This is a genomic window from Streptomyces sp. NPDC002643, from assembly GCF_053592555.1.
In genome coordinates this window covers 199,917-218,006 of the sequence record NZ_JBSFVY010000002.1, presented here as the reverse complement: position 1 = coordinate 218,006, position 18,090 = coordinate 199,917, and the positions used below count along the sequence as shown (strand labels likewise).

General features: G+C 67.1%; 22 protein-coding genes. 13 read left to right on the top strand and 9 right to left on the bottom strand.

Features of this window, described 5'->3' with window-relative positions; translation table 11 throughout:
• Positions 1–95 precede the first annotated feature (95 nt).
• The 6 genes from ACWD4G_RS03505 to ACWD4G_RS03480 all read left to right on the top strand — a co-directional run bounded on the left by ACWD4G_RS03505 (position 96) and on the right by ACWD4G_RS03480 (position 4,865).
• On the top strand, positions 96–1,106 hold the full coding sequence (locus ACWD4G_RS03505) for an SEC-C metal-binding domain-containing protein (protein ID WP_451290500.1): 1,011 nt from the start codon (positions 96–98) through the stop codon (positions 1,104–1,106).
• 528 nt (positions 1,107–1,634) lie between these two features.
• Complete coding sequence (locus tag ACWD4G_RS03500) at positions 1,635–1,877, top strand: hypothetical protein (RefSeq protein WP_451290499.1); 243 nt, start codon at positions 1,635–1,637, stop codon at positions 1,875–1,877.
• Entirely contained in the window at positions 1,849–2,373 is a 525-nt protein-coding gene (locus ACWD4G_RS03495) for a DUF6879 family protein (RefSeq protein ID WP_451290497.1), read from the top strand. Before ACWD4G_RS03500 ends, ACWD4G_RS03495 begins: the two co-directional genes overlap by 29 nt.
• 15 nt (positions 2,374–2,388) lie before the next feature.
• Positions 2,389–3,237 (top strand): helix-turn-helix domain-containing protein, encoded by an 849-nt coding sequence (locus ACWD4G_RS03490; protein ID WP_451290496.1) that lies wholly within the window; start codon positions 2,389–2,391, stop codon positions 3,235–3,237.
• Positions 3,238–3,548: 311 nt separating this feature from the next.
• Complete coding sequence (locus ACWD4G_RS03485; RefSeq protein ID WP_451290494.1) at positions 3,549–3,686, top strand: hypothetical protein; 138 nt, start codon at positions 3,549–3,551, stop codon at positions 3,684–3,686.
• Positions 3,687–4,865 (top strand): methyltransferase domain-containing protein, encoded by a 1,179-nt coding sequence (locus tag ACWD4G_RS03480; protein WP_451290492.1) that lies wholly within the window; start codon positions 3,687–3,689, stop codon positions 4,863–4,865.
• 252 nt (positions 4,866–5,117) lie between these two features.
• Here ACWD4G_RS03480 and ACWD4G_RS03475 read toward each other — a convergent pair whose 3' ends face one another.
• The gene (locus ACWD4G_RS03475; protein ID WP_451290491.1) at positions 5,118–6,224 is read right to left on the bottom strand and encodes an MrcB family domain-containing protein; all 1,107 of its coding nucleotides are present in this window, start codon (positions 6,222–6,224) and stop codon (positions 5,118–5,120) included.
• A 316-nt stretch (positions 6,225–6,540) separates the two neighbouring features.
• Positions 6,541–7,191, bottom strand: a complete 651-nt coding sequence (locus tag ACWD4G_RS03470) for an ATP-binding protein (protein ID WP_451290489.1) — start codon at positions 7,189–7,191, stop codon at positions 6,541–6,543.
• 247 nt (positions 7,192–7,438) lie between these two features.
• Here ACWD4G_RS03470 and ACWD4G_RS03465 point away from each other — a divergent pair, with 247 nt between their 5' ends.
• Positions 7,439–8,287 carry a helix-turn-helix domain-containing protein gene (locus tag ACWD4G_RS03465; RefSeq protein WP_451290488.1) on the top strand — a complete coding sequence of 283 codons (849 nt, stop codon included), beginning with the start codon at positions 7,439–7,441 and terminating at the stop codon, positions 8,285–8,287.
• A complete protein-coding gene (locus ACWD4G_RS03460) occupies positions 8,284–8,508 on the top strand; it encodes a DUF397 domain-containing protein (RefSeq protein ID WP_451290487.1) in 225 nt (74 codons plus the stop codon). The genes ACWD4G_RS03465 and ACWD4G_RS03460 overlap by 4 nt, the downstream gene beginning before the upstream one ends.
• A gap of 99 nt (positions 8,509–8,607) precedes the next feature.
• Here the strand turns inward: ACWD4G_RS03460 and ACWD4G_RS03455 are convergent, their stop codons facing one another.
• Together ACWD4G_RS03455 and ACWD4G_RS03450 are read right to left on the bottom strand one after the other, a co-directional pair.
• Positions 8,608–9,480 carry a hypothetical protein gene (locus ACWD4G_RS03455; RefSeq protein ID WP_451290758.1) on the bottom strand — a complete coding sequence of 291 codons (873 nt, stop codon included), beginning with the start codon at positions 9,478–9,480 and terminating at the stop codon, positions 8,608–8,610.
• A gap of 156 nt (positions 9,481–9,636) precedes the next feature.
• Positions 9,637–9,936 (bottom strand): NIPSNAP family protein, encoded by a 300-nt coding sequence (locus ACWD4G_RS03450; protein ID WP_451290485.1) that lies wholly within the window; start codon positions 9,934–9,936, stop codon positions 9,637–9,639.
• A 327-nt stretch (positions 9,937–10,263) separates the two neighbouring features.
• Here ACWD4G_RS03450 and ACWD4G_RS03445 point away from each other — a divergent pair, with 327 nt between their 5' ends.
• Positions 10,264–10,950: a class I SAM-dependent methyltransferase gene (locus ACWD4G_RS03445; RefSeq protein ID WP_451290483.1), complete on the top strand. Its 687-nt coding sequence runs from the start codon at positions 10,264–10,266 to the stop codon at positions 10,948–10,950.
• Positions 10,951–11,016: 66 nt separating this feature from the next.
• Here ACWD4G_RS03445 and ACWD4G_RS03440 read toward each other — a convergent pair whose 3' ends face one another.
• The 3 genes from ACWD4G_RS03440 to ACWD4G_RS03430 all read right to left on the bottom strand — a co-directional run bounded on the left by ACWD4G_RS03440 (position 11,017) and on the right by ACWD4G_RS03430 (position 12,647).
• The gene (locus ACWD4G_RS03440; RefSeq protein ID WP_451290482.1) at positions 11,017–11,169 is read right to left on the bottom strand and encodes a hypothetical protein; all 153 of its coding nucleotides are present in this window, start codon (positions 11,167–11,169) and stop codon (positions 11,017–11,019) included.
• 104 nt (positions 11,170–11,273) lie between these two features.
• Positions 11,274–11,750: a DUF4231 domain-containing protein gene (locus ACWD4G_RS03435; protein WP_451290480.1), complete on the bottom strand. Its 477-nt coding sequence runs from the start codon at positions 11,748–11,750 to the stop codon at positions 11,274–11,276.
• A gap of 75 nt (positions 11,751–11,825) precedes the next feature.
• On the bottom strand, positions 11,826–12,647 hold the full coding sequence (locus ACWD4G_RS03430) for an alpha/beta fold hydrolase (protein ID WP_451290479.1): 822 nt from the start codon (positions 12,645–12,647) through the stop codon (positions 11,826–11,828).
• A gap of 95 nt (positions 12,648–12,742) precedes the next feature.
• On the opposite strand from ACWD4G_RS03430, the gene ACWD4G_RS03425 reads away from it, so the two are divergent.
• Complete coding sequence (locus ACWD4G_RS03425; RefSeq protein ID WP_451290478.1) at positions 12,743–13,045, top strand: hypothetical protein; 303 nt, start codon at positions 12,743–12,745, stop codon at positions 13,043–13,045.
• A 275-nt stretch (positions 13,046–13,320) separates the two neighbouring features.
• Here the strand turns inward: ACWD4G_RS03425 and ACWD4G_RS03420 are convergent, their stop codons facing one another.
• Positions 13,321–14,271 (bottom strand): GlxA family transcriptional regulator, encoded by a 951-nt coding sequence (locus tag ACWD4G_RS03420; RefSeq protein WP_451290477.1) that lies wholly within the window; start codon positions 14,269–14,271, stop codon positions 13,321–13,323.
• Between the two features lie 100 nt (positions 14,272–14,371).
• Between ACWD4G_RS03420 and ACWD4G_RS03415 the strand changes: the two genes are divergently transcribed.
• The 3 genes from ACWD4G_RS03415 (at position 14,372) to ACWD4G_RS03405 (ending at position 16,595) form a co-directional block, all read left to right on the top strand.
• Positions 14,372–14,983, top strand: coding sequence for a protease (locus ACWD4G_RS03415; protein ID WP_451290476.1), 612 nt, complete (start codon positions 14,372–14,374; stop codon positions 14,981–14,983).
• Between the two features lie 151 nt (positions 14,984–15,134).
• Positions 15,135–15,662 carry a levansucrase gene (locus ACWD4G_RS03410; protein ID WP_451290475.1) on the top strand — a complete coding sequence of 176 codons (528 nt, stop codon included), beginning with the start codon at positions 15,135–15,137 and terminating at the stop codon, positions 15,660–15,662.
• Between the two features lie 138 nt (positions 15,663–15,800).
• Complete coding sequence (locus ACWD4G_RS03405; protein WP_451290474.1) at positions 15,801–16,595, top strand: hypothetical protein; 795 nt, start codon at positions 15,801–15,803, stop codon at positions 16,593–16,595.
• Between the two features lie 18 nt (positions 16,596–16,613).
• On the opposite strand, the gene ACWD4G_RS03400 is transcribed toward ACWD4G_RS03405, so the two are convergent.
• Positions 16,614–18,074 (bottom strand): DUF445 domain-containing protein, encoded by a 1,461-nt coding sequence (locus tag ACWD4G_RS03400; RefSeq protein ID WP_451290473.1) that lies wholly within the window; start codon positions 18,072–18,074, stop codon positions 16,614–16,616.
• Between the last annotated feature and the right edge of the window lie 16 nt (positions 18,075–18,090).

The following is an 18,090-nucleotide window of genomic DNA, read 5'->3' as shown; positions in this document are numbered from 1 at the left end:
ACGAACCCGCGCCCCCGGGCACGCCCCGGCACCCACCGCAGGGAAGCGGCGCAGACCACAGGCCCTATCCCTCCCCTGGGCAGTACGGTGTCGCCATGCGCCCCGACACTCCTGCCGAGAACGTCGACCACCCCGCCGAGGCGGCCCGCCTGGAGCGGACCGCGGACCTCTACCCCGAGGACGCCGAACACCTCCTCGTCCAGGCCGCCGCCCACCGCGAACTCTCCGGCGACCGCCCCGCGGCCACGGCCCTCTACGACCGCCTGCTCTCGTCCTCCACCCCCCTGGAGAACCCCCACCTCGTACGAGCCCTCAAGGCCGCGAACCTCTGGGAGTACGGCCACGAGGCGGAAGCAAGGGCGATCATCGACGGAGTCCGCTCAGCCGCCCCGCGAGACCCGGCCCCCTGGGTGATCGTGGCGGAGGCCCTGGAGTCCCACGACGAGCTGGAGTCGTCCCACGACACGTTCACGGAAGCCGTGACCCTCCTCCTGACAGACGTCCAGGAACCCCCGTACGCGACGCGCCCCCTCCTCTTCGGCCGCCACAGGGTCCGCCGCATGCTGGGCGCGACCCACGACGAGTGGGACGCCCTGGCGGACACCCTCCACTCGTCCTCGATCTCCCTGGACGAACTGCACGACCCGAAGCGCGTCTGGTCCCTGGGCTCGGACAACCCCGCGGAACTCCAGGCGGAGATCACCCGCCTACGAGCCGAACTGAACGCCTACCGAGAGGCGTTGTCGCGCCCCTTCCCGGTAGCGGTCCTCCACTGGCCGGCCCTCGAACTCACCGAACTCCTGGAGGCGTACCCGGGCCTGACCGCCGAATACCCCTCCCACGAGGACCACTTGGCAACCATAGAGTCCTCCCTCCGCGAACTCGCCACCTCAGGCACCCCCAACCTGGGCATCGTCACCGGCACAGTCCCGTCCTACGAGGCCTTCGCAGCATCGGAGGGCTCGTCCCCCGACGACACAACCCTGCTCCCGCAATACGCGACGACGCTGGCGGCGCGGGGCTTGGCGGTGGCCTGGCCACCCCAGAAGGGGAGCGCGTGCTGGTGCAGCTCAGGCAAGACATACGAGTCCTGCCACGGCGCGTAGTACCCCATCGGTTGCGCACACCCCGAACCACCCCCAGGCCACAAGCCGCTAAACAAACCCGGCGTGCTAGCGAGGCGAGACCGCGCCTTGCCACTCCCGCCCGACAACCCAGCCGACCTCACCTCGCCCCCGACTGGGCCACCCACTTTTCCGGGCCGCTCGCTCGCTTCTCCCCCAGTGATTCCGCGGCCCGGGTCAAGGGTCGGCCGCAGGCCGATCGCCGCAGGCGACGCGCCCGAAGGAAGCGCCCTTGAGGCGGGCTGCGGAATCACGACACTGCCAAGAAGCGAGTGGCCCTACGGTGCCTTACAACGGCTAACCCAAGCCGTGCCGGGCCCTACGGCGGGCGATCGCGGGCGCCATGCCGCGGTCGCGGACTGCCCCTGTGCTGGCTCAGTGTTGACCGTTGCGGCCACCGATTCTTCACCGCCATCCATGGCCAGATTCGCACCCTTGACGCACTCATGCGCACGTCGCGAGGGTCATTGCGTAGAAGTCCGTGCAACCCACTTCGCCCAGGTGGCTGCTGTGTCGCTACGGTTCATGGCCAAGGACCCGAACACCGACGGGGCGAACTGCCCCACGGCCTGGGGCGACGAGGAGAAGCGAGAGATCGTGTCGCAGGGTTGGACGGTGGACGACGCCACGCCCGCTGAGTGCCTGAGGACCGGCCCCATCCCCGAGAGTGAGACCGTCGTACGGCTGCCCATGCGCATGGCTGCCGCCATCAGGGAGGCTTGCGATGCCGCAGACGGCCCCGCCGTTCGGTGAGCTGCTGCCGAACTGCCAGCGATCCGCCGTGCACCTTGAGATGCGCGACGCCTACGACGACCCCGACGAGGCCCCACCCGTAGCCGCATGGAAGTCCGGGTACCGGCCCGACCCGGACGACCCCGCTTCCTGGTGGCGTCCCTGGCTCGACATGGTGTCGTACGCAGTCTCCTGTGGAGTCGTCATTCGCCGGGCCCGAATCGTCTCGGAGCCCGTCAGCGAGTACACGCGCTACCTGTACGACGGCACCTTTACGAACGTCGCCGCTGGGGAGCAGATCCGTTGGCTTCCCCGCAGGAACGCCTCGGACCTTGCTCTGCCGGGAAATGACTTCTGGGTGTTCGACGATCGGCTCGTGAGGTTCGGCTACTTCTCGGGTGAGGGCGTCTACCTCGGCGACGAGGTAGACGACCGCCCCGACGTGGTCAAGCTCTGCGCCTCGGCGTTCGAAGCGGTCTGGGACCGAGCCATTCCACACGACCGCTACAGGACCTGAGACCTCACAGCAGCAATGGCCCGTTCCCGATCATCCAGCGCCCAGGCGGCCCGCGAGGCGCTTGCGGCACGCCTTAGGGAGATCCGCCTGGACGCCGGCCTGACGGCCCGCGAGGTGGCGATACAGGCTGGCTGGCACCCCTCCAAGGCAAGCCGCCTGGAGAACGCTGTCACGCCCCCGTCGGACACCGACATTCGCACCTGGTGCCAGATCTGTGGAGCCGACGACCACTCAGCCGACTTGATCGCCGCTTCTCGCTCCGCCGAGTCCATGTACGTCGACTGGCGACGGCTTCAGCGCACGGGACTGCGACGGCTGCAGGAGTCGTACGTACCTCTCTTCGAACGGACACGTACTTTCCGGATCTACTGCTCCAACGTGGTGCCCGGTTTGCTCCAGACTCCCACGTACGCCACGGCGTTGCTCTCCCAGATCACGGACTTCCGACAGGCCCCCAACGACGTCCCAGAAGCCGTGACGGCCCGCATGGACCGCGCGCGAGTGCTGCGTGAGGGTGACCACCGCTTCGCGATCCTCGTCGAGGAAGCCGTCCTGCGGCACCGGATCGGCGACGCCGAAGTCATGGCCGGGCAACTCGGCCATCTGCTCTCGATCATGTCCCTCCCGGCGGTCTCGCTGGGAGTCGTCCCGTTCACCGCTGCGCGCTCCATGTGGCCACTGGAAACCTTCAGCCTCTACGACGCCGAACAAGCCCAGGTCGAACTATTGACGGCCGCTGTGAACGTCACCGCCCCGTCAGAGATCGAGCAGTACGCGAAAGCCTTCGACCGGCTCTCTCAAGTGGCCGTCTACGGGGCCCCTGCACGGGCTCTGATCACTCAGGCGATCGAAGCCCTCGGCTAACTCGCGTGCAATTTCGTAGAAGTTCATGGAGCCTCACCGTGGCTCGTTCGTAGCGTGGCTGCCACGACCGAACGAGGGGCGACAGCATGAGCACAGCCGCGACACCTCCCGCTCCGCCCAATCCCGACCCGGTACCGCCGGGCGGAGGCGTGGCCAAGGGAGCACACCGACCGCGCACCCCGTGAACTCCGCCTCTGTCGGGCGGGACCTGGCTCGCGTTCCCCCACGGCAGGAGAGGCCCGGCAGAGGCGGGCAGTCTCCGTTCCGCAGACGGCGGAACGGCTCAACGATGCAGCGAACGAGGAGGCAGCATGAGCATGTGGTGGATGACCATGGCGACCGGTGGCAATCCGCAAGATGACAGCGACAGCGGGAACAAGCACGGGGGTGGCGGATCGGATGAGGGCGGGAACACCAACGACGGCCAGGGACCGGCGGACGGCCGTTAGATGACCGAGCACGACGTAGTGGAGGCTGGCCCAGAGCGGCTGGCCTCCACGCTGATGGAGACAGGCGCACTGGCGTCTGATTGGCTGCCCGCGTTCAGGCGCGCGCCGAGACACCTGTTCGTGCCCGAGATGATCTGGCCGGGGAGCGCTGGCGGCAACCGCCAGAAGAACCGAGTCATTCGATCCGAGGAACCCCGCGCATGGTGGGAGGCCGTTTACACAGACGCTCCCATAACTACCCAGTGGGATGACGGTTCGTATACCGGTCCCGGCAAAGGGAAGATTCCTTCTTGCTCCAACTCGATGCCGACCATGGTCTTTTCGATGCTCGATTCCCTGAATGTCAGGGAAGGGCATCGGGTCTTGGAGATCGGTACAGGGACAGGGTGGAATGCCGCACTACTGTCCCACCGGGTCGGCCCCGAGAACGTGGTCACGGTCGAGGTAGACGAAGCCAACGCGAAGGACGCACGCAGTCGTCTGCAAGACGCTGGATTCGTTCCCCTGGCCGTTGTCGGCGACGGGGCGAACGGATACGTGCAAGAGGCACCGTACGACCGGTTGATTGCCACATGCTCGATCGGCAGGGTGCCTTACGCATGGGTCGAGCAGACAAAACCCGGTGGTGTGATCGTGGCGCCATGGGGACCCACGTACGGCGGCGAAGCAATCGTGCGACTCACAGTCGACGGAGACGGTACAGCGTCTGGCGGATTTCTTGGCTCATCGGCATTCATGCGACTCCGCGCCCAGCGCACGGAACGCAAGCACGTCCGCGATTACCTGAACGGCAAGCCGTGGCCCGCCAATGGCATCAAGTCCGTCACTGCCCTGTCACCAGATGACGTAGGTTACTGGCACATCATGTTCGCTATCGGATTGCAAGTTGCCGAAGCGTTCCCATGGATGGAGTCCTACGACGACGGCTCATACACGTTGTGGCTGCGAGACACGGCCGTAACGTCGTGGGCCACAGCGGACTACGAAAAGGATCGAGAGGAATTCGAGGTCTACCAGTCCGGTCCTCGGCAGCTCTGGGACGAAGTGGAGACCGCCTACCGATGGTGGGAGGAGAACGGCCGGCCGGGATTCGATCGGTTCGGGCTCACGGTCACGGCAGACGGCGAGACCGTTTGGCTTGATGATCCGGAGAATCCAGTGCCGCCGATTCTCAGCTGAAACGAATGAAACGAAAAAATCAGGGACACCCAACGCCGGCACCGGGTGTCCCTGTATTTTGAGACCTATTCTGAGGGCGATCGCGGGCACAATGCCACGGTCGCGGACCTGGTCGCGGTAAACGTCGTGGTCCTAGCCGCGGTCGGCGGATCTCTACGACCGTCTACTCTCCTCCTCTACCCCGCTGAAGAACCCCCACTTCGTGGAATCCACTTGTTTCGTGTGACCGCGCCGTACTCGTTTTCAACGGGATCAGGTACCACCAGCCAGTCCCCAGGAGACGGCCGAAACTGAACCACACCACTCGTCGCCATCACGCCAAATGGACGCGACGCCGTGATCTTCAAGGTACTCCGTGTAGTGCCCTATACCTTCAGTAAAGAGGGCTATGAGGTGAGGTTTGGGTTCGCCTCGCTTCTCATGCCAGAAATAGCTGTACTCAAACAGCTGACCAACAGCCTCACGTACAGCGTTCGTTGCGTTTCCATTCTTTACCGCTTTACCCTCAACCAGCCACGCGCGCTGCCTCGCACCACCACGACGGAGAACCAAGTCCCTTGGATGCATTCCGTCGATAATGGGCGTGTATCCGCAGTTCGCCGCATAGTGACCGAAGTCGCTTATGAGCACCTCGTGATGCCGCTCTCTACGCCACCTTCCGCCTTGGATTCGCACGTAGTAGTCGCTGCTGTCCTTGGGATGGAATCGATCCAGCGGATCGCCAGTCCCGTGCTCCTCCGGAAGATACTCAATGATTGGCTCATCCAGCTTCGGCATCTGAAGATAGACACGCTGAGCCGCAGCGGCATCGCGCAGCAACCTGGACGCCTGCATGAGGTCGGCTACTAGGGCCTCTTCAGATGGCAAAGTCACGATCTCGTAGCGCCGTGCCGCCACACTTCCCGCTTCATACGAGCGTGGGCGCCAGTCTCTGGAACCAAAGACCGGTCGATGATTCCACTGCGGCAGCAAAGTGGGCGGGAGCGCGCTTTGCAGGCGCTTGCCTCGCACCTCTAGTTCACGCCGGAGAGCAGGGCGCCCTGGAATGGTCCGCTTGAGGCTCGTCACACCCTGCTGGAGAGTCAGTGTCACAGCGGTCAGGTCCGCACTGAAGATATAGGCGAGGTAGAGGCCGTCATGTGGTTCCGCGTTGATCGCGGGATCGTAGACGCCGATCCAAGGAGTACTACTCGCGAAGCCCTGTCCACCATGGCCGTCCGCTATGAAGCCTGGCGGCAGGGGAAGATCCGCCCGATGCTTCACACCACGCAGGAGGACTTGCGCCTCCGCATCGTTGGACGCCAAGGCGCTTGAGTCATAGGTCTCCGCAATGCGGATGAGGAGATCACGTAGAGACACACAGAAACGTTAACTCGGACCGATCAACTTCGTGCCGAGCGCAGGCAACTGTGTGAGACTTGTGACCCACTCTCATCAGCTCTCGCTCCCACCCTCGGAGAGACGGGTGCCTCGCCTCGGGGTCCCGGCGACCTCCACAGGCCGCGCGCGAGAACGCGACAAGCCCCCGCAACCGTTGCGCCACGCTTCTGGAATGCCACCCTCCGGGCATGGGGCGGTAGCTCTCGTAGACTCCCTCATCACCCCTCACCCAGGCCGAGGAATCTACGAGCCAAGTTAATTCCTTTCATTCTTGGAGCAGCGAGACCAAAGCGACTCACTGATCGGGCCACAACACAGCGTGGGACAACTCCGCCTCGAAATGGGTCTGAGCCCGATCAAGCACCTCATCCCCATCGCAGCCATGCGCACGAAGCCAGTGAAGGAAGTCGGCGATGACGTCGATCACCGCTTCCTCGGCGACGGCCGTGCTCAGCCGTCCCTGGCTCGAACCGCGGGGCAACTTCGTCGCGGCGTAGAGGCCGAGCAGCGCCTCCGCCCGCAGAACACTGGGGCTCTCGACGTGACCGGTAGGTGAGGGCAGGGGTGTTGCCAGCTCGCACCAGGTCACCTTGCGGTCGCCCCGGAGTTGAACGCCCCAGCGGTCGGCAAGGGCGTCGACCAGAGCCATGCCACGGCCGCCTTCCGCTTCGGGACCGGCGGCCATCAGCGTGGGAAGGGCACGTGTGTCGGGGTCGTGGACCTCGATGCGCAGGTAGGTGCCGTTCATGGAGACCGCGAGTGTGACCGGGGTCCCCGGGCCGACGTGGGTGATGACGTTGGACACGAGTTCGCTGACGCAGAGTTGAGCGTTGTCGCCGACCTCGTGCAGGCCCCATACGCCGAGATGAAGTCGCATGATGCGTCGCAGGACGGCGACCTCCTCGGGGTCAGCTGTGAAGGCCAAGTCCCACGGCGCTCGCGACATACAAGGTTCCTGGATCACGGGGCCCTCTCTCTCGTCGCACGTCGACTCCTCCGCCTTCTCGTGATCAGCGGAGCGTTACGCGCACTCACGGTGAGTTGCGTCGTCGGCAAGAATGGCCCCCGCTCATCCCCTCATGCAATGTGCAGGAAGGGATTCCCACCTTCGAGTGATTGGCAGGCAGGTGTCTTGGCGCAAGACTGAACACGCGTTATTCGACGGATTGTTGAGAAGGAACAGAAGGATTGAGATGGCCGGATCACCCACGGCGCGGCGTCGCCGTCTCTCCATCGAGCTGAAAAAGCTTCGCGAGAAGAGCGGGCGCACCTGCGCCCAGGTCGGCGAGGCGCTGGACTGGAGCGGCTCGAAGGTCAACCGGATGGAGACGGGCAGCGGCCGGGTCCAGCCGTCCGACATCGACGCCCTGTGCCGGTTCTACGGCACGACCGACGAGCTGCGTGAATTCCTCAAGTCGCTGGCCCGGCAGGCCAAGACCCGCGGTTGGTGGCAGGTGCACGGCGCGGGCGTCCCCGAGTGGTTCAACATCTATATCGGCCTGGAGCAGGACGCCTCCACACTCCGCCAGTACCAGTGCGAACTAGTGCCCGGGCTCATGCAGATCGAGGCGTATGCCCGTGAACTCCACACGACCGGCGGGCATATGTCAGCCGATGACATCGACCGGGCCATTCGCGTTCGCCTGGAACGACAGAGCATGCTGACCGGCCCTGACGCCCCCGACGCCTGGTTCATCGTGAACGAGGGCGCCGTGCGCAACATCATCGGGGACCAGGCAGTGATGCGGGAGCAGCTTGAACGGGTCCTGGACGTCGCCGAGTTGCCGTCCGTGACTCTGCAGGTGCTGCCTTTCGACTCGGGTACCTGCCCGGCCACCGGCTCGTTCACCATGCTCGGATTCCCCGCCCCCGAGGACCCGGACCTCGTCTACCGGGACGGCATCACCGATGCCGTCTATCTGGAAGGCGAGCATCATGTTCGTGAGTACACCAAGGCGTTCGACGGTCTGCGAGCTGCCGCGTTGAGCCCGCAACGTTCCGCCCAATTGATCAAGTCCGTTCTGAAGGATTTCGCCAGGTGAGCATCGCAGAGCCCAGCGACAACAGCCGCCTTGTCTGGTTCACGTCGTCGTACAGCAACGGAGCGGGGGGCGAGTGCGTCGAGTGTGCGATAACCGACGACCGCGCTCTCATACGTGATTCCAAGAAATCAGAGGGTCCCGCCATTACCGTCGCCCGCAGCCCTTGGCGTCACTTCTTGCGGGCCGTGAAATGCGGTCCGCCACCTGCCCACATGGGGTGATCCATGTTCTCAGCGCCCGATGCCGCCGCGTAGCACATGCGTACCACCGAGGTGCTCGCGGGAGCGCTACCGAAGTCTCCTTCAGGACCACTCGCGCAGTCAGCCCGCCTGAAGCTCCTCGATGACCTGTGCGGCCATGTGCCGCGCGGGCTCCAGACGCGGGTCCTTCGGGTGTGCGTACGGGCCGAGGATCTTCGAGCACACGAACAGCGTCATCAACTTGCCGTCCCGGCTCTCGAAGTCGGCCCGGCGCTCGTGTCGTACGCGATCGGCCAGGGCCGGGACGGCAAGGGAACTCGCCCACAGGGAGGCCGAGTCCAGTCCCAGCGGGGCGTTGCCCCAGTCCTCCCAGTCGAAGAGGCTGAATGTCGGGCCGGTCATGTTGGCCCAGTTCAGGTCCGCGTGGGCCGGTATCCAGCGCTCCACCGTCGTGTCGAAGTCGCCGGAGAAGACGCCACGGATGGAACCGGTGACAAGGTCCTGGGTGATGGTCACGGTGTCCGGTGTGGCGATCCGCCCGGTGTTCTGTGCCGACAGCGCGTCCAGCGAGGTGTTCAACGCGTCCCACCACGCGTCCGACAGTTCCGGGGCCTCGCTCAACACGGCGGTACCGACGGGAGTTCCCGGCAGGAGTGTGGTTTCGTCGGCCCGCCACATCACCGGCCCGTTCGTGTCCCGCCAGACCACACATCCGTGCCACTCGGGCTGCGCGATGCCTTCGAGCCGCGCGGCGCACTCGGTGCCGTTCCAACCCTGATCAGGGATCTTGTCGAACAAGCGGCGCTCGATCCGCACCCAGGTGTCCCGGTCTGTGCCGGCCCCCACGGATCGGCGCTTGCGCACCACCGTGTCCGGGAGCAAGCGCGCTTGGAGAGACCTCTCGACGCGATCAAGAATCTCGTCGACCGGCTGCACTCGTAGATCAACAGCCTGGCCTGAAGAAACAGCCTGACCTGCAGAGATCGAGAGCATCATGTACGCGACCGTAGCAGGGTGCGGAGGAGCGACCGTTGCCTCGACGCCGGACCGGGCTTCGACCGCCTTCAAGCGGAAGCCCGCAGCGCCGAGTGTTCCGCGTTCTCAGGTACGACGAGCGGCCCGCACCACACGCTGCCACCGGATTCGTGATCACAGCTGTGGTTCGACCGTTCGGTCATCGGTGTGCAGCAAGTACTCCTCGGGGTCCAGGTTCATCGCCTTTCGCTCGGGTGAGGCCCAGTAGTGCGCGTTGCGTTCGGCGAACGTCTCGGGGCCGTCGTAGGAGATGAGCCACACGAACTGGTTGCGTTCCCGATCCACCCAGGCGCCGTCAATGGTGAAGCCCAACTGCAGTCGTAGCGGCACGATTTCGGTACGCCAGCGCTCCACCCACTCGTCGAGCATGCCCTCCCGGACCGTGTAGGTGCGCAGCTGAGTGGTCTTGGGCACGCTGATCCTCCTTGGCAGGGAATGTCGAACCGCAAAGTACTGAAAGTACTGCTGGAAAGGCGGTCCAACCACCGGTCATGTCACTGGCGACCTGTTGCGGCCTCCACCCCAGCGATAACCTGCACACGTCCTATGCGGCGCAGTGGACAGCGAGATCAGCGAGTCTGTTCGAGCGGGCCGCCGAATCTGCGGCTCTGTGAACCAACGACAGTCGACGACGCGAGGGGGACCGTGGAGCGGCGGCAGCGTGATGTGCGGGGGCATTACGAGGGGTTGGCGGCCGAGTATGACGAGCACTGGGTCTATGGGCCGGGTTATGTTCCCTGGATGTCCGCGCGGATCGCTGAGGCCTTGCGGCTCAGTGCCACGGATCGGATCGCCGACGTCGGGTCCGGGACAGGCTTGTTCGCGAAGGAAGTCGCGCGGCGGGTTCGGCCGCGTCAGCCGATTCTGTGTGTCGATCCGTCCGAGTCGATGCTGCGGCAGATCGGGGACCCGGCTCCGCCCGCGCTGACGCCGATCGTCGCGTCCGCCGAGGAGATCGCCGAGGGGCGGGCCGCGTTGCCGTACGAGCGGCTCGACGCGATGTGGCTCAAGGAGTCGGTGCATCATGTGGCCGATCAGGCGAAAACCATCGCGGGGCTGGCCGGTCGGCTGGCGCCGGGAGGGCGGCTGCTGGTGGTGATGTTGCCGGCGACGATCCGGTATCCGCTGTTCCAGGCGGCCCTCGACCGGTTCGAGGAACTGCAGCCGGACCCGGTGCACATCGAAAGGTATATGCGTGCGGCTGGGCTGGATGCCCGGCTCACTCATGTCGAGCATGAGCTGCGTATCGAGCGGGACAGGTACTTCGGCATGGTGCGCGGCAGGTACATGTCGCTGCTGTCCACCTTCAGCGACAGTGAGATCGAGAAGGGCATCGAGGAGATGCGGGACGCTCATCCGGAGTCGGTTCTGGTGTTTCCGGACCGGTTCGCGTTCGTTCTCGGGGAGCGGCCGGGGCTACCGGGGTGACCTGAACGACGGTATCCGGAGAACGCCGTCGCGCTGGTCGGCAAGTCGGCGCAGGCTCGTACCGACTCAGGAGAGCCAGCGGATCAGTGGTGCGCGCAGGGCCTTCTCGCTGTTCTCGGCCTGCCGTGCGCGCGTGTGGCATCTGGCCTGAGGTCGGTGGTCGGTGGTCGGGGCGGAGGCGTGCCCGAGTTCGGTGGTCGGTGATCGGGGCGGAGGCATGCCCGAGTGTGGCGGTTCTGTCGGGCCGTGGTCGGGTCGAGGGGCTTTTCGGGGGTCTGCCGGTGTTCGGCTCGGCTGTCGCAGGCGTCCGTGATGAGTGCGCCTCAGGTGGTGCGTTGGTCCGTGTGGCGTTGGTCGAGCCATCTGCGGCTGATGTCGGTCCACACTTCCTGGGCTCGGTCGAAGTACGGGTCGACGTGCTCGGCGCGTATGAGGTCCGGTGGCGTTCTCGCGAGGAAGTAGTCCAACTCGTCCCTGATCCTGCGGAGTCTGACCTCGGACTCCTCCATGAGGACCCAACGGGCACGCCAGTTGAAGAAGGGTTCCACGGCGCTGATGACGACCCCGACCGCTCCCAGGGAGAAGGCCAGGCCGGCCCAGAAGTTGAGGTCTTGAAGCCCCAGGATCACCGTTGAGGTGACGGACAAGGCGATGGACAGGAGTTTGACGAAGGTGGCGGAGCGTCGGAAGCGCGCTCTTCGGCTTTCGGACCACTCCATCCCCTCGGTGAGCCGTCGCTGAACCCAACAAGCCAGTTCCGCAGGGGGGAGTCCGGCCGGAGGTTGGGGGTTCTCAGCCATCAAGGTGTCCTCTCATCGGCGATTCGCCACCAGGGCGGAGCCATTCTGGTGCTCATCCTGCGCTTGGCCTTCGGTCTACGGATGCGTGGTCAGGAAGGCGATCATCGTGGTGGCCAGTCGGGTCGGCTGGTCGAGGTGTACGTCGTGGCCCGCGTCCTCGATGACGTCGAGGTGGGTGGGGGCGGCGCCCGGGGCGCGGTGGGTCGGCATCGCCGCGGCGTCCGCCGCCGACATGGTGCCGCGCGACCCGCGTACGACGAGGGTGGGGCAAGTGGTGCGTGCCCACTCGGACCAGTACGGAGTGGTGGCCACCTCAACGATCGCCGCGAGCATGGTGGAGCGGTCCACGCGGGGGTGCGAGGCGAACTCGGGCGGCCAGTTGTCCAACCAGGCGGCGATCCGGTCCGGAAGCATGGCGTCGGGGGTACCCGGGCCCGCCTCGATCAGGATCAAGGAGTCCAGCAGTTCCGGATGTTCGGCGGCGAGAAGGAAAGCGGTGTGACCGCCGAGGGACTGGCCGACGAGGGTCAGGAACGGAGTCGCCGACACGGACTTGGCGGCGGTGGCGGCTTCGGGCGGCTTCGTGGTCGGGGTGGGTGGCGTGGTTCGGTGCAGGCCGAGTTCGTGGATCACCGTCACCGCGTCCCGTACACAGGCCGCGCGGGACATGTCCGGTGGCGTGTGTGTGCTGGCGCCATGGCCCCGGGCGTCGTACATCACCACACGGTGCCCCTCCGCCAGGAGCGCGGGGAGCAGATCGTCCCACTCCCCCATGTGCCCGGCGAGGCCGTGCATGAGGAGGAGGGTGCGGGTGGGGTCTTGTTGATCGGGGGTGTGGTCGCGGTAGGCGAGGTGGGTGCCGTCGGGGGTGGTGAGGCGGCCGGAGGTGGTGGGCATTCGCTGATCGTTCCGCTCGGGGGATACTCGATCAAGCCCGGGTGCCGAACCGAAACTCGAATTCCCACCCGAGCCAGGTCAGGAGGCAGTGAGTGATGGCGAAGGTTCCGACGGCGGCGGTGGCCGCGAGCGGGCTCATCGGTGGATATGGCGTGGCCCGTTGGACGAAGAAGCGGCAGCTCGGCGGGGTGGTACTGGCCGTTGCCGGGGCCGCGGCGGCCCAGCAGTGGCAGCGGGCCGCCGGCGGGAAGGCCGCCGGGGCGTTGACCGCCGGGTATGTGGCCGCGTTCGCCGGGTCGCATCCGTTGGCGAAGAAGGTGGGGGCATGGCCGGCGGTGTTCGGGGTGGCCGGGGCGGTGGCGTTGGCGTCTTGGCTGGTGGCGGACCGGAGAGGTTGAGCCCACCGCTGAGGCTGCCGAGTCGCGTCACGCTGCCGGCCGGATACGGCGCCGGTCCGATGTGGCGCCGGTCCGATGTGGCGCCGGCCGGATGCGGCGCCCGTCGGATACGGCGCCGGCCGGATACGGCGGACGTTGCGTCGTCGTGGCCGGCCGCTCCCCCACTCTCCGCTTCTCCACTGCCCCCAGCGCCCCCAGCGCCTCCCGCCTCCCGGCTTCTCCCGCCGGACCCCCGCGAACCCATCGGGCGGCGGCAGCCACCCGTTCCACACCCCCTACGAACCCCGAAACGCCCGGCGATACGCGTGCGGGCTGGTGCCGACCACCCTCTTGAAACGGTCCCGGAAGGCCGTCGGGGAGCCGAAGCCGGCCTGGGTGGCGATGCGTTCGACCGTGTGATCCGTCGACTCCAGGAGGTGTTGGGCCCGGCGGACCCGGGCCCGGTGGAGCCACTGGAGCGGGGTCGTGCCGGTCTGCTCCCGGAAGCGGCGGTTGAGCGTACGCGCACTCGTACCCGCCTGGGCGGCGATGTCGTCCAGGGTCAGATCGCGCCCGACGTTCTCCTCCAGCCAGCTCAGCAGCGGCTCCATCGTGGCGCCCGCCGGAGCCGGTGGCTGGTCCTGGAGGATGAACTGGGCCTGGCCGCCCTCCCGTTCCAGCGGCATGACACACATCCGCGCGGTGAACGCGGCCACCGCCGAACCATGGTCCTTGCGGATCATGTGCAGACACATGTCCATCGCCGCGGCGGCGCCCGCCGAGGTCAGGAACTGGCCGTTGTCGACGTAGAGGACGTTCGGGTCGACGGTCACCTCCGGGTGGCGCGCGGCCAGATCGGGCGCCGCGATCCAGTGGGTCGTGGCGCGCAGCCCGTCCAGCAGACCGGTGGCCGCGAAGATGAACGCGCCGACGCAGATCGACGCGATCCGCGTACCGTTCGCCGCCGCCGTGTGCAGCGCCTCCGCGACGCCGGGCGGCAACGGCACGGTCGGGTCGACCGTCCCCGGCAGGATGATCGTGTCCGCCTCGGCCAACGCCTCCAGCCCGTACGGCGCCCGCACACGGAACGGCCCCGCCCGCACCTCCCCGTCGCCCGCCGGCGAACACACCCGCACCCGATACGCCTCCCGCCCGTCCGGCAACCGCGCCCACCCGAAGGTGTCGATCGGGGCCGACATGTCGAAGGGGATCACGTCGTCGAGCGCCAGTACGGCAACGGTGTGCATGGCGCGAGCGTAGAGGGAACACTGCCTGCTGGCGAGAATCCGTTGCCCCCTGGCAATCCCGCCACTCCCCGCTCCCCCTCCCACCCCCTACCGTCCTCCCGTGACCAAGTTGCTGCTCTCCCTCCACGTCCTCGCCGCGATCGTCGCCGTCGGCCCCGTCACCGTCGCTGCCAGCATGTTTCCGCCCAGCGCGCGCAAGGCGCTGGCGGAGCCCGGCAGTGAGCGGGCGGTGTCGGCGGTACGGCTGCTGCACCGGATCTGCCGGGTCTACGGCAGCGTCGGCATCGCCGTACCCGTGCTCGGGTTCGCCACGGCGCTGAGCATGGGCGTACTGGACGACGGCTGGCTGATCGCGTCGATGCTGCTGACCGCCCTCGCGGCGATGGTCCTGCTGGCCCTCGTACTCCCCCGGCAGGAAGAGATCCTGGAAGACGTGGGTGCCTCGGAAGGTGTGGGTGCCCTGGAAGGAGCCGGCGCCCTGGATGCGGTGGGCAGCCGGGAAGGTGCCGACACCCCGGAAGGCGTCGGCACCCCGGCAGGAGTCCGCGCCCCCGATGGAGTGACCACCGCCGCACCACACACCGGGGCCAAGCCACCCGTCACCCCCAAGGCCACCGCCCAACTAGCCATGTTCACCGGCATGTTCAACCTCCTCTGGGCCACCGTGACGGTCCTGATGATCGTCCGCCCGGGTTCCACCACAGGCGCGTGACCGGGCTCCACCACAGGCGCGTGACCGGGTTCACCACTGGGGCGTGACCAGGCTCCACCACCGGAGCGTGCCATCGGCGCCCGGAAACCTGACGCAACCCATACCGAACCCCGGCTTCCCAAGGCGCTCGCGGCCGGTGCATCATCCGGCCATGTACGCACCGCAGCCCCCGACCCCGCCGACCCCACCGTCCCCGGCGGCCCAGGCCTATCTCACCGCCGTGGCCGCCCGTCTCGCCGCCGACGAATGCAGTACCTGGTGGGAGGAGTGGGCCGGAGTGCCGGTGCTCATCGGCCGCCGCGCCGACTTCAAGTGGAGCTGGATGGCGACGAAACTGCACCTGTTCACGGTGGCGGCGGCGCTCCCCGAGATAACCATCCCGGCCATCGAGACATTCACCGGCCAAGTGATGACGTACGCGAAGAAGACGAAGGGCGGTCTGCCGGTCGGCATCCAGAACGGCCTCGCCGCCTTCCCGGTCCTGGTCAGTGACCGGGTGGACCCGGCGGCCATACGGTGGGCCGAGGCCCAGCAGCGCAACCGGTGGGCCTGCATGGCCCGCCCCGTCGTGGTCGACAGCACCCACCAGTATGTGGGCACCTACCGAGGCACCCCGGCCATCGGCCTCGCCTACTCCCCGCACCTCGAACGGAAGGCGATCCGCTACTTCTACGGCTGAACCACGCGCCCGACAGCCCGGCCCGCCCCGCCCGACCTCTCCCTCCCTCGGTCGCGGGTCGGCCATATTCCCTCATTCGCCCGCCCACGGCACACTGCTGACGGCGCACCAGCGGTACGCCGGGAGGAGGGCGGGCGGATGGTGGAGTTCCTGGTCGTGTCGTCGTCGCTGATGGGGATCGCCGTGGCCATGGTCGTCCGGCAGTTTCTGCTGTACCCGTTCCACTGGAGCCGTCGGCGCCACGCCTTCTTCCCGGAACACGGCGACGAGCGGCGGAAGTTGCATGCGGTCCGGCTGGAACGACGCCGTGTGAACCGGGATGGCCGCCGAAAGATCGCGAAGGCCAAGCAGCTCATCGCCGCCACCGAGCGGGAGGAAGAGCGGCAGATCCGGGTGCTGGAAGGAGAAAGGGAAGAACGTCTGCGTCCGGTGAACGGCGAACAGCGCAAGAGGTTCGGCGAGTTGGTGCTGTACGAGCACACCCTCCAGTTCATGCAGAAGTCACAGGACGGGCAGGACGTGCTGGTGGAGCCTCGGCTGTCACTGCCGTTGCAAGGGCTCAAGGCCAAAGTGGTCGTGACCGGCGGTCACAGCGTCGTACACGTGACCGGTCCCAAGGGCACGGAGCGCGTGGCGTTCCCGCAGGGGGACAGGGGAGACGCCGAGATCTTCGTCAGGCTGCTCAACAAAGAGGTACGCCGCGACGCCGAGTTCGACGCGGACCGGAAACGACAGGCAGCGGAGATCGAGCCCCGAATAGAGGCGGTCCGGACGGAAACGGCCAAGAAAGTGGCCGAGCTGAAACGCGAACTCGACGAAGTGACCAAGTCCGTGCGCCGGATACGGAGCGAGGCCGCGGGCAAGTGGCTGGATGCCTCGTATCACTGGCAGAAGCAGACGGGCCTCCGCCCCAGGTGGATATGGCGCTGGTGACACCAGCACACACGCCCCCTACCCCCCGAACGCCCGCGACACCGTATAGATCAGCAACCCGGCCAGTGAACCCACCACCGTGCCGTTGATACGGATGAACTGCAGGTCGCGGCCGATGTTGGCCTCGATCTTCTTCGTGGTGTGCTCGGGGTCCCAGCTCGCGACGGTCTCGGTGATGAGGGAGGTGATCTCCTTGCGGTAGGTCGTCACCACGTGGACGGCGGCGCCCTCGACCCATTTGTCGACCTTGGCCTGGGTGGACGGCTCCTCCGCCATCCGGGCGCCCAGCGACAGCAGGGACGACCGCACCCGCAGCCGCAGTTCGCTGCGCTCGTCCTCGGCGGCGGACACGATCATCGACCGTACGGCCGTCCACGCGGAGGCGATGAGGTCCTGGACCTCGTCCCGGCCCAGCGTCTCGCCCTTGAGCCGCTCCACCCGCGCCCGGGTCTCGGAGTCGGACTGGAGGTCGGTGGCGAAGTCGGTGAGGAAGCGGTCGAGGGCGCCGCGCGCGGGGTGGGAGGGCGAGTCGCGCATCTCGGTGACGAAGCGGAGCAGCTCCTTGTAGACCCGCTCGCCGATCCGGCGGTCCACGAAGCGCGGGGTCCAGCCGGGGGCGCCGCCCTCGACGGCGTCCATGACCTGCTCGTCGTGGAGGATCAGCCAGTGCTGGGCGCGGGCGCAGATCAGATCCACGGCCCGTTTGTGGCCGCCGTCGGCGACGATCTTCTCCAGCATCTTGCCAATGCCGGGCGCTATCTCCTGGGTGCCCGCCCGCCGGGTGATCGCCTCCCCGACCACGGCCTGGACGTCCGAGTCCCGCAGCACGGTCAGGGCGCCGCGCAGCGCGGTCGCCAGTTCGGCCGTCACCCGGTCGGCGTTCTGCGGCTCGGCGAGCCACGCGCCGAGCCTGCTGCCGATGCCGACGGAGCGCAGCCGCTGGCGGACGACGTCCTCGGAGAGGAAGTTCTCCCCGACGAACTCACCCAGCGAGACGCCCAGCTGGTCCTTCTTGGTGGGGATGATCGCGGTGTGCGGGATGGGCAGCCCGAGGGGGTGCCGGAACAGCGCGGTCACGGCGAACCAGTCGGCCAGCGCGCCCACCATGCCCGCCTCGGCCGCCGCCGCCACATAGTCGGCCCACGCGCCGGCGCCCGCGTGCGAGGCCCACTTGGCCAGGACGTACACCACCGCCACGAAGGCCAGCAGCCCGGTGGCGGTCGTCTTCATCCGCCGTACGCCCCGCTGCTTCTCCACATCGGTGGCGCTGAAGGAGGTCATGGTGCGATGCGAGGTCCGCTCCGCCCGGGCATGATCCCCGGAGGGACCACCGTCGCCGCTCCCGAGGGAACCGCCGACGCCACCGGCGGCACCCTCAGCGCCACCGGCACCCTCAGCGCCACCGGCGCCACCAGCACCCTCGGCGCCCTCGGAACCTTCCGCACCCTCGCTCGTTTTCACCACTCTCGTACGGTCCATTCACTCCGCCCGTCCC

Coding starts and splice junctions, on each gene's coding strand:
- ACWD4G_RS03505 (WP_451290500.1), top strand. CDS start 96: ATGCGCCCCGACACTCCTGCCGAGAACGTCGACCACCCCGCCGAGGCG.
- ACWD4G_RS03495 (WP_451290497.1), top strand. CDS start 1,849: ATGCCGCAGACGGCCCCGCCGTTCGGTGAGCTGCTGCCGAACTGCCAG.
- ACWD4G_RS03490 (WP_451290496.1), top strand. CDS start 2,389: ATGGCCCGTTCCCGATCATCCAGCGCCCAGGCGGCCCGCGAGGCGCTT.
- ACWD4G_RS03485 (WP_451290494.1), top strand. CDS start 3,549: ATGAGCATGTGGTGGATGACCATGGCGACCGGTGGCAATCCGCAAGAT.
- ACWD4G_RS03480 (WP_451290492.1), top strand. CDS start 3,687: ATGACCGAGCACGACGTAGTGGAGGCTGGCCCAGAGCGGCTGGCCTCC.
- ACWD4G_RS03470 (WP_451290489.1), bottom strand. CDS start 7,191: ATGTCGCGAGCGCCGTGGGACTTGGCCTTCACAGCTGACCCCGAGGAG.
- ACWD4G_RS03465 (WP_451290488.1), top strand. CDS start 7,439: ATGGCCGGATCACCCACGGCGCGGCGTCGCCGTCTCTCCATCGAGCTG.
- ACWD4G_RS03455 (WP_451290758.1), bottom strand. CDS start 9,480: ATGCTCTCGATCTCTGCAGGTCAGGCTGTTTCTTCAGGCCAGGCTGTT.
- ACWD4G_RS03445 (WP_451290483.1), top strand. CDS start 10,264: ATGTCCGCGCGGATCGCTGAGGCCTTGCGGCTCAGTGCCACGGATCGG.
- ACWD4G_RS03440 (WP_451290482.1), bottom strand. CDS start 11,169: ATGCCTCCGCCCCGATCACCGACCACCGAACTCGGGCACGCCTCCGCC.
- ACWD4G_RS03435 (WP_451290480.1), bottom strand. CDS start 11,750: ATGGCTGAGAACCCCCAACCTCCGGCCGGACTCCCCCCTGCGGAACTG.
- ACWD4G_RS03430 (WP_451290479.1), bottom strand. CDS start 12,647: ATGCCCACCACCTCCGGCCGCCTCACCACCCCCGACGGCACCCACCTC.
- ACWD4G_RS03425 (WP_451290478.1), top strand. CDS start 12,743: ATGGCGAAGGTTCCGACGGCGGCGGTGGCCGCGAGCGGGCTCATCGGT.
- ACWD4G_RS03420 (WP_451290477.1), bottom strand. CDS start 14,271: ATGCACACCGTTGCCGTACTGGCGCTCGACGACGTGATCCCCTTCGAC.
- ACWD4G_RS03410 (WP_451290475.1), top strand. CDS start 15,135: ATGTACGCACCGCAGCCCCCGACCCCGCCGACCCCACCGTCCCCGGCG.
- ACWD4G_RS03405 (WP_451290474.1), top strand. CDS start 15,801: ATGGTGGAGTTCCTGGTCGTGTCGTCGTCGCTGATGGGGATCGCCGTG.
- ACWD4G_RS03400 (WP_451290473.1), bottom strand. CDS start 18,074: ATGGACCGTACGAGAGTGGTGAAAACGAGCGAGGGTGCGGAAGGTTCC.